Raw genomic sequence first — 8,885 nt, forward strand, 5'->3', positions numbered from 1 at the left:
TTCCGGCTGGACCTGGCTGGTGAAGAAGGCCGACGGCTCCGTCGATATCGTCAATATGGGCGCCGCCGGCACTCCGCTGACCACCGGCGACAAGGCCCTGCTGTGCGTCGACGTGTGGGAGCACGCCTACTACATCGACTATCGCAACCTGCGTCCCAAGTTTGTCGAGACCTACCTCAACAATCTGGTGAACTGGAAGTTTGCCGAAGCGAATTTCGCCTGATCCGGCTTGCCGGCTGGGTGAAGTAAAAAAACCGGGGCGCGTGCCCCGGTTTTATTTTGTGCCTGTGCTGGCATCCGCCAGCCGCAGGATGTCCAGATAGCCATGATTGGCCATTGCCTGCGCCTCGTGCAGCAGGTCTGCATTTTCCGCATCCGGCGACGCTGTGCCATCCAGCAACTGCAGCATCCGCGTCCAGCGCGCGCACTGGTTTGCCACCGTCAGCGGCGCCGCCAGGCCGCGGCGGCGCAACTCGGATGCGCGGCCGATCAGGCGGAATTTCGCGGCTTCGAGTTGCGGCGGCAGCGGCAGCGACAGATCGAAGCCGATCTCCAGTCGGTACGTTTCATCAATGCAGGACGCAGGCGGGGGGGGTCGCCAGGAGAGTTCATCCGGGTTGGGCGGCGTGGTGCGGCCGGGATCGAGCGGAAATTTGTGGAAGCCCCATTTCGCACCCATCCAGCATTCGAGCAGCACGCGGTCGTCGTCGACCGTGCACAGTTCGCTGGCAGGCGCCGTGAGTTCGGCGTCGCCCGGCAGCGGGCCGTAGGCGCGCGGATCCTGCTTCCACTTCGAGAAGTCGCGCCTGGGCGGGGCGCCGTAGTCGGCTTCGAGCGCGCGCCAGATCGTGATGAACGCCTGGTAGTCGCGCTGGTAATCCGGGTTGCGGCGGAGGAATTCCCAGGCCCACTGGTCGCGCGACAGCGCGGCGCAATGGGCGTAAGCGTCGGCCGTCATGTCAGATCGGCAGGAACGCCATGCTGGCGACGTTGACCACGCCGAAGCGGATGGCGCGGTTGCTCTTGTCTTCGATGATTCGGGCCAGCGTGTCCTGGATGCCGATGAGCTTGCCGAATTCGCGTTCGAAGCTGAGATTGGCCACACCGTCGCCGTTGAAGCCATTGGAAAGCAGCATAAGCTCGCCCTGCGCGTTTCTGGCGTTGGAGAGCTTCCACACTACAGCCTCGGTATTGCGCGCGGCGTTGTAGAGCTTTTGCGCATCCACCTCGGTCAGCAGATAAAACTCGGTCTGCTGGTTGAATGCGGCCATGTGCATGACCAGCAGACCGTTCATCAGGGTTTTCACCCGGTCGCCGGTGAAGTCGGCGCGCCAGGGGTCGAGCAGGGCGGATTCCCAGGGCAGGTTTTTCTGTTGAGCCAGATGCCAGTGTTGCAGCGGCTCGAACAGGGAGGCGGTGGCTTCGTCGGCACTGGCAAAGCCGGTTTTGCGCCATTCGGCGGGATTGCGGCGGTAGAGCTTGAGGGTAAGCGTCTTGAGGATGGCGATGACTTCCTGCTGATGGATTTCGATCACCGTGTCGACATCGCCCTTGGCCAGTTCCTTGATGCTGAAACTGCGTACGCTGCTGCTGCCGTCGCGGCGCTGGATGGGCTGCCCGCTGCAGGCAGCGAGCAGGGCAGCGGTCAGCAAACAGGCGAGCAGGGCTGGGATACGCTTCACGAAGAGCAGCTTACCTCAATCTTTCTCGCCCAGTCTGGCGGCTCAGCGGCGTAGGCCTCGTATTCGGGTTGCTCGTCGAACGGGCGCGTCAGCAGCGCGTGCAGGCGATTCACCTCGCTGTAATCGCGATCGTCCGCGGCACGGCGGATAGCAATTTCGGCGAGATGGTTGCGCAGGATGTATTTGGGGTTGACCGCGCGCATGGCCCTGCTGCGTTCGGCATCGACCGAACCCTGCTGGCGCAGCGTGGCGGCGTAGCGCATCGCCCAGGCATCGAAGGCCGTGCGGTCGATGAACAGATCACGCAGCGGGGAATTGGCAGCCTCCGTGGCGCTGTCGAAGTCGCACAGGCGACGCATGAAAATCGTGTAGTCGACATGGTTTTGCGCCAGCAACTGCAGCGCGTCCGTGACGAGCGTGGTTGTTGACACTTCAGTGTCTTTACAACCACGGCCTGCCCCTTGCGGGTGCTGCGTCGCGGTTTCGCTGCAGGCTGGCAGGCCGAACTTGGCGGCCATGCGTTCGAGATACGCTTTGCCGAATACTTGCGGATACTCGCTGATCGCCTGCGACGCTGTTTCCACCGACATCAGTGGTACCAGCGCCTGCGCGAGCTTGGTGACGTTCCACGCCGCCACGTCGGGCTGCCGGTCGAAGGCATAGCGCCCGCCGCTGTCGGAATGATTACAGATGAAGCCGGGGTCGAACGCGTCGAGGAAGCCAAACGGGCCGTAGTCGAGCGTGAGGCCGAGGATCGACATGTTGTCGGTGTTCATCACGCCGTGCGAGAAGCCGACTGCTTGCCAGTGCGCCATCAGTTCGGCAGTGCGGCGGGCGACTTCGCGCAGCAGCTCGGCGTAGGGTTCGGCACGCGCCGCCAGTTCGGGGTAGTAGCGCGCGATGACGTAATCGGCCAGCTGTTTGAGCGGTTCGATCTGGTTGCGGTAATAAAACACCTCGAATGAGCCGAAGCGCACGAAGCTCGGCGCCAGCCGCGTCACCAGCGCGGCGGTTTCCTCATCCTCGCGGTAGACCGGGCGGTCGCTGCCGACGATGGCGAGCGCGCGGGTGGTGGGGATGCCGAGCGCATGCATAGCCTCGGAACACAGGAACTCGCGGATGCTCGAACGCAATACCGCGCGGCCATCACCACCACGCGAGTAGGGCGTGCGGCCGGCGCCTTTCAGCTGCACTTCCCAGCCTTCGCCTGCGGCATTCCTGACTTCACCCAGCAGGATCGCGCGGCCGTCGCCCAGTTGCGACACGTATTGGCCGAACTGGTGGCCGGCATACAGCGCGGCAATCGCGTCCATGCCCGGCAGCAACTGATTACCCGCCAGCGTCTCGATCAGTTCCGGTCGCGTCATTTCACTGGCATCAAGGTCGAGCAAGGCCAGTGCTTCCGGGCTGTAGCAGACGAGGTAAGGGTCGGGAACGGGGGTTGGGCAGACACGCGAGTAATAGGCTTCCCGCAGGCGGGCGAAGCCGTTGTCGAAGGTCAGCGATTCAAGTTTGGCCATGCGGAAATTTTACGGCCTTGTCAGGTCTGCGCGACCCGCCCGACTTCAGGGTTATCACGTATGGAATTGCCCAGACGGCTAGCCGTACAACTGGACTGCAAAGCCGCCGTGCGCCCATTCGGCTTTCAAAGCCCAGCCGGCGGTTTGCGCAAGCGCGCTGAACTCGTCGCAGCGGAACTTGTAGGAATGCTCGGTGTGCAGCGTTTCGCCCAGCGCAAAATGGAAGCGCTGGCCTGCGACGTTGACGTCCTGTTCGGCAAGGCTGACCAGATGCATTTCGATGCGGCCTGCCACTGGGTTGTAGAACGCGTAGTGACGGAAGCAGGAAGGGTTGAAGTCGGCGCCCAGTTCGCGGTTCAGCCGCTCAAGCAGATTGAGGTTGAAGGCGGCAGTGATGCCGGCAGCGTCGTTATAGGCGGCGTGCAAAAGCAGCGGATCTTTCTTGAGGTCGAAGCCGATGAGCAACTGCCCATCGGCGCCGGCCAGCTGGCGGAAGCGCGCGAGCAGGGCGGTCGCCGCCTCGGGCGGGAAGTTGCCGATGCTGGAGCCGGGGTAGTAGATCAGCCGCCGACCGGGCGGCAGGCAGGGGGCCGCGGCTTCCAGGTCGCGGATGAAATCCATGCCCAGCGCGGTGACGGCCAGCCCCGGGTAAGCGTGGACAAGGGCTTGCGCGGCGGCGGCCAGCGGGGCGCCGGCGATGTCCAGGACGACGAGATGGGTGGGGTGCAGGGCGTCGAGCAGCAGGCGCACCTTGCTGCACTCGCCGGCACCCGGCTCGACGATGCAGTCGACCGGGCCGACGGCGGCCGCGATGTCGGGCAGGCGGGAGGCCATGAGCGCCCGCTCGGTGCGGCAGAGGGCATATTCGGGCTGCGCGCAAATGGCTTCGAACAGACGGCAGCCCCGCTCGTCGTAGAAATATTTCGGCGGAATGGCTTTGGGGCAGGCGCTCAGGCCGGCCAGCACGTCGCTGCGCAAATCGTCGTCGGCGACGGGAAAGTCCTGAAAGGTGAACGACACTCAGACGGCGATCGCAACATCACGGCCGGCTTGCAGCCGGCCGATTTCCGCCGCCTGCGCGAAGCCGTGGCGCCGGAAGGTTTCCAGCACCGCGTCGCGCGCCTCGGCGGCGCAACTCACCAGCAGGCCGCCGCTGGTCTGCGGGTCGGTGAGCAAGGCCTGCTGCCAGTCGGCGATACCGCCGGCCAGGCTCACTTCGCTGCCGTAGCTCGCCCAGTTGCGCTGGCTGGCGCCGGTGACATGGCCGCCCTGCGCCAGTTCGCTCACGCCGGGCAGCAGGGGCAGGCGGCCCAGCCCGACCTGGGCCGCAACCTTCGATGCCCGGGTGATTTCGAGCAGGTGGCCGAGCAGGCCGAAGCCGGTGATGTCGGTCATCGCATGCACGCCCGCGGTTGCGGCCAGATCGGCGCCCGCGGTGTTGAGCTGGGTGGTGGCGGCGATCATCGCCGCGTACTGATCCGCACTCAGCAGGCCTTTTTTCAGCGCCGCGCTGTAGATGCCCACGCCCAGCGGTTTGCCGAGGATCAGGTGGTCGCCGGCCTGGCCGCCGCTGTTTTTCTTGACCTTGCGCGGATCCACCACGCCGACGCCGACCAGGCCATAGATCGGTTCCGGGGCGTCGATGGAATGGCCGCCGGCGATGGGGATGCCGGCCGCTTTGCACACCGCTTCGCCGCCGGCGAGGATCTGCCGGATGACCTCGTTGGGCAGCTTGCCGATCGGCATGCCGACGATGGCCAGGGCGAACAGCGGCCGCCCACCCATGGCGTAGACGTCGGACAGCGCATTGGTGGCGGCGATGCGGCCGAACTCGAAGGGATCGTCGACGATGGGCATGAAGAAATCGGTGGTCGCCACGATCGCCTGCTCGTCGTTGAGGCGGTAGACCGCGGCGTCGTCGCCGTGCTCGATGCCGACCAGCAGATCGGGATAGGCCGTCGCCATGTGCGAAGCGAAGGGCGTGTCGGCCAGGATGTCCCGCAATACGGCGGGCGCGATCTTGCAGCCGCATCCGCCGCCATGGGAAAGCTGGGTCAATCGGATGGGCTGGTCGGGAATAGGGTTGCTCATTTTCAGAATTCGCCCGTCGCGGGAAGGGCGCCTAGAATTCGGTTGGACATAGTGCATCTATATAGCATGAACCGAACCCGACCCGTCAGCGGCCATACTGCGAACCAGCTCATCGAGCGGCTGGCGCAGGCGCGTGGCCGCCTGCGGACATTGATCGGCTGCCTGCCCGCGGGCGGCTGGCTGGGGCCGCGCGCCGCGCATCTGAATCCGCCGCTGTGGGAATACGGGCACATCGTCTGGTTTCAGGAGCGCTGGTGTTTGCGGGCACGGCCCGACGGCGGGTTTGCTGCCAGCCTGCTGGCGGCGGCCGACGCGCTGTACGATTCCTCCAGCGTTCCGCACGATTGCCGCTGGGATCTGGCCTTGCCCGAACCTGCCGCAGTCGACGAATACGCAGAGCGGGTCGCCGCTGCCGTGGCCGTCCGCCTGCGCAGCGGACTCGACCCTGAGATCGCTTATTTCGCCGAGTTGTGCCTGTATCACGAACTGATGCACGTCGAGGCCTGGTGGATGGCATTCCAGAATCTGGGCTATGCGCCGCCCGAGCGGCCCGACGTCGCCGGCGCGTTGCCGGCGCAGCGGCTGGCGTTCGCCGCGGGCGAGGTGGAACTGGGCAGCGGAAGCGGCGAGGGCTTCATTTTCGACAACGAGAAGTGGCGTCATGCGGTGCCGGTCCCGGCATTCGACATCGACGCAAGTCCGCTGTCCGAGGCGGCTTTCGCCGAATTCGTCGACGCCGGCGGTTACCGGCGCAGCGCGGGGTGGACGGAAGCAGGCTGGGCCTGGCGGGCCGCCAGCGGCGCCTGTCAGCCCGTTTACTGGCGGCAGCAAAACGCGGCCTGGCAGGTGCGCCGCTTCGACCGCTGGCTGCCGCTCAGCGCAGACCGGCCCATGCTGCACGTGAACCGTCACGAAGCCGAGGCCTGTGCCGCCTGGATGGGGCGGCGGCTGCCCGCCGCGGCGCAGTGGCTGCGGGCAACGCAGCGGCTGGAATTTCGCTGGGGCATGGCGTGGGAATGGCTGCGCGATGCGTTTGCGCCTTATCCGGGGTTTGCGCCCGATCCCTACCGGGATTACGCGCAGCCCTGGTTTCACACGCATGGCGAATTGCGCGGCGGCGGACCGGTCACCGATGCGTCGCTCAAGCGTCCCGGCTTCCGCAATTTCTATTTGCCCGAGCGGCGCGATCCCTTCGCCGGCTTTCGCACCGTGAGCGCGGATTGAGGTTGCGGCTCAGCCGCCGGTCATCGACATGAAGCGCAGGATCTTGTGCGGCGCTTCGCGGAACTCGTGGCGTTCCGGCTTGAGGTTGATGGCGTCGAGAATGGCGGCGTCGAGTTCGGCGTCGTTGCAGCCGCCGCGCAGCAGCGGGCGGAATTCGAATTTCTCGTCCTGCCCCAGGCACATGTAGGCGGTGCCGTCGACCGCGATGCGGATGCGGTTGCAGGTCTGGCAGAAGTGCTGCGAGATCGGCGTGATGAAGCCGACGTTGAAGCGGCCATCCGGGGTGCCGAGGTAACGCGCAGGCCCGGCGCCGGGGAGCGTCGTTTCGATCAGATCGAACTGCTGGCGCAGACGTTCCTTCACTGGCTGCAGGTCGAGGTATTCGGCATTTTGCCCGGTGGCGCCCATCGGCATCGACTCGATCAGCCGCAGCACGAAGCCGCGCTCCATGCAGAAGGCGACCATCGCGTCGATCTCGTCGTCGTTGGTGCCGGCGAGCGCCACCATGTTGAGCTTGATCGGTGCGAAGCCGGCGTCCTGCGCAGTCGCCAGCCCGGCCATCACCTTGGCGAGCACGTCGCGGCCGTTGATTTTTTCCACCCGCGCCTGCTGCAGCGAGTCGAGGCTGACGTTGAGCCGCGTCACGCCGGCGGCCTTCAAGGCCTGCGCATGCTTGTTGAGCTGGGTGGCGTTGGTCGACAGCGACAGGTCCTGAATGCCGGGCAGGGCGGCGATGCGTCCGGCGAGTTCGGCGATGTTGCGCCGCAGCAGCGGCTCGCCGCCGGTGAGGCGGATGCGGCTCACCCCCAGGCGGGCGAAGGCGCCGACCAAGCGTTCGATCTCGTCGAAGCCGAGCCAGTGTTCGGGTTCTTCAAATCCCTTGAAGCCTTCCGGCATGCAGTAGCTGCAGCGCAGATCGCAGCGATCCGTCACCGACAGCCGCACGTAGTCGATGCGGCGGCCAAACTGATCGGTGAGAACGGGCGCGTCCATGATGTCGGCTGTGACTGGCAGGAATGGGCTGTATATGGGAAAATATAACAAGCTTGGGGGCATCGTGCAATGAAAGTATTCGGCATCGCAGGTTACAGCGGCAGCGGCAAGACCACCCTGATCGAGCGCGTGCTGCCGCAACTGGCTGCGCTCGGCGTGCGCGCGGCGGTGATCAAGCACACCCATCACGATTTCGACATCGACCGCCCCGGCAAGGACAGCTGGCGCGCGCGCGAGGCGGGCGCGGCGGCGGTGCTGCTGGCCTCCGATCACCGCACGGCGGTGCTGACCGAGCATCGCAACACGCCGCCCGTGCTGGACGATTTGCTGGCGGCACTGCCGCCGTGCGACTTGGTGCTGGTCGAAGGCTACAAGCGCGAGCCTATCCCGAAGCTGGAAGTGCATCGCACCGAGACTGGGAAACCCTGGCTGTTTCCCGAAGACCGGCAGATTTTGGCGGTGGCGTCCGACGTCGCGCCGCCCGACGGCTTTCCCCGCATCGACATCGATGCCGTTCAAACCCTTACGGACTTTATTCTGAACCATGCTCTCAGCCGATCAACTGCTTGACGCACTGCTCGAACGCGCGCGCGGCCTGACTGCAACCGAGACCGTCGCCGTCGCCGCGGCGCTCGGGCGCGTGCTCGCCACCCGCCAGACCTCCTCGATTACCGTGCCGCCGCTCGACAACAGCGCGATGGACGGCTACGCCGTACGCCTTGCCGACGTGGCGCGCCCGGGCGTCAGGCTGCCTCTGTCGCAGCGCATCCCGGCCGGCACGGTCGGCCAGCCGCTGCAGCCCGGCACCGCGGCGCGCATCTTCACCGGGGCACCAGTACCGCCAGGCGCCGACGCCGTACTGATGCAGGAAGACTGCAGCGCAGACGGCGCGGATATCGTCATCAACAAGTTGCCGCTGCCTGCCGAAAACATCCGCCGCGCGGGCGAGGACATCGCCGCCGGCGCGCAGATCCTCGCCGCCGGCAGCCGCATCGGCGCGGCCGAAATGGGGCTTGCCGCGTCGGTCGGCTTGGCCGAGCTGCCCGTGTTCAGGCGGCTGAAAGTGGCGTGTTTCTTCACCGGGGACGAACTGGTGACGCCGGGCCTCGCCCTGCAACCTGGCCAGATCTACAACTCCAACCGCTACACGCTGACCGGGCTGGTGAACGGCCTCGGCTGCGAACTGATCGATCTCGGCATCGTGCCGGATACACTGGAGGCGACCGAGGTCGCGCTGGCCGGCGCCGCCAGCGTTGCCGACGTCGTCATCACCAGCGGCGGGGTCTCGGTGGGCGAGGCCGATTTCGTGAAAGCCGCAGTCGAGAAACTCGGCCGGGTCGAGATGTGGAAAGTGGCGATGAAGCCCGGCAAGCCG

At 66.0% G+C, this 8,885-nt stretch carries 10 protein-coding genes; 4 read left to right on the plus strand and 6 right to left on the minus strand.

Going from position 1 to position 8,885, the window contains the following annotated elements; genetic code table 11:
* The coding region (locus tag Q0L94_RS07010; RefSeq protein WP_296751692.1) for a Fe-Mn family superoxide dismutase at window positions 1-223 on the plus strand (223 nt) is incomplete at its 5' end.
* A 51-nt stretch (window positions 224-274) separates the two neighbouring features.
* Here the strand turns inward: Q0L94_RS07010 and Q0L94_RS07015 are convergent.
* The 5 genes from Q0L94_RS07015 to selD all read right to left on the minus strand — a co-directional run bounded on the left by Q0L94_RS07015 (window position 275) and on the right by selD (window position 5,293).
* Window positions 275-958, minus strand: a complete 684-nt coding sequence (locus Q0L94_RS07015) for a DUF6499 domain-containing protein (RefSeq protein ID WP_296751695.1) — start codon at window positions 956-958, stop codon at window positions 275-277.
* Between the two features lies 1 nt (window position 959).
* Complete coding sequence (locus Q0L94_RS07020; protein ID WP_296751697.1) at window positions 960-1,682, minus strand: hypothetical protein; 723 nt, start codon at window positions 1,680-1,682, stop codon at window positions 960-962.
* A complete protein-coding gene (locus tag Q0L94_RS07025; RefSeq protein ID WP_296751700.1) occupies window positions 1,679-3,202 on the minus strand; it encodes a protein adenylyltransferase SelO in 1,524 nt (507 codons plus the stop codon). The genes Q0L94_RS07020 and Q0L94_RS07025 overlap by 4 nt, the downstream gene beginning before the upstream one ends.
* A 78-nt stretch (window positions 3,203-3,280) precedes the next feature.
* The gene (gene egtD, locus Q0L94_RS07030; protein ID WP_296751702.1) at window positions 3,281-4,222 is read right to left on the minus strand and encodes an L-histidine N(alpha)-methyltransferase; all 942 of its coding nucleotides are present in this window, start codon (window positions 4,220-4,222) and stop codon (window positions 3,281-3,283) included.
* On the minus strand, window positions 4,223-5,293 hold the full coding sequence (gene selD / locus Q0L94_RS07035) for a selenide, water dikinase SelD (RefSeq protein WP_296751705.1): 1,071 nt from the start codon (window positions 5,291-5,293) through the stop codon (window positions 4,223-4,225).
* Window positions 5,294-5,359: 66 nt separating this feature from the next.
* Here selD and senA point away from each other — a divergent pair, with 66 nt between their 5' ends.
* On the plus strand, window positions 5,360-6,517 hold the full coding sequence (gene senA, locus Q0L94_RS07040) for a selenoneine synthase SenA (RefSeq protein WP_296751708.1): 1,158 nt from the start codon (window positions 5,360-5,362) through the stop codon (window positions 6,515-6,517).
* A gap of 9 nt (window positions 6,518-6,526) precedes the next feature.
* On the opposite strand, the gene moaA is transcribed toward senA, so the two are convergent.
* Window positions 6,527-7,510 carry a GTP 3',8-cyclase MoaA gene (moaA, locus tag Q0L94_RS07045; protein ID WP_296751711.1) on the minus strand — a complete coding sequence of 328 codons (984 nt, stop codon included), beginning with the start codon at window positions 7,508-7,510 and terminating at the stop codon, window positions 6,527-6,529.
* Between the two features lie 69 nt (window positions 7,511-7,579).
* Here moaA and mobB point away from each other — a divergent pair, with 69 nt between their 5' ends.
* A complete protein-coding gene (gene mobB, locus Q0L94_RS07050) occupies window positions 7,580-8,080 on the plus strand; it encodes a molybdopterin-guanine dinucleotide biosynthesis protein B (protein ID WP_296751714.1) in 501 nt (166 codons plus the stop codon).
* A partial coding sequence (locus tag Q0L94_RS07055; RefSeq protein WP_296751717.1) for a molybdopterin molybdotransferase MoeA occupies window positions 8,055-8,885 on the plus strand: 831 nt, incomplete at its 3' end. The genes mobB and Q0L94_RS07055, both read left to right, overlap by 26 nt.

This window comes from Thiobacillus sp., assembly GCF_024708915.1.

Bases quoted from the DNA above. Each gene is read 5' to 3' on its own strand.
- Q0L94_RS07025 (WP_296751700.1), bottom strand. From the start codon at position 3,202: ATGGCCAAACTTGAATCGCTGACCTTCGACAACGGCTTCGCCCGCCTG.
- Q0L94_RS07015 (WP_296751695.1), bottom strand. From the start codon at position 958: ATGACGGCCGACGCTTACGCCCATTGCGCCGCGCTGTCGCGCGACCAG.
- senA (WP_296751708.1), top strand. From the start codon at position 5,360: ATGAACCGAACCCGACCCGTCAGCGGCCATACTGCGAACCAGCTCATC.
- moaA (WP_296751711.1), bottom strand. From the start codon at position 7,510: ATGGACGCGCCCGTTCTCACCGATCAGTTTGGCCGCCGCATCGACTAC.
- selD (WP_296751705.1), bottom strand. From the start codon at position 5,293: ATGAGCAACCCTATTCCCGACCAGCCCATCCGATTGACCCAGCTTTCC.
- mobB (WP_296751714.1), top strand. From the start codon at position 7,580: ATGAAAGTATTCGGCATCGCAGGTTACAGCGGCAGCGGCAAGACCACC.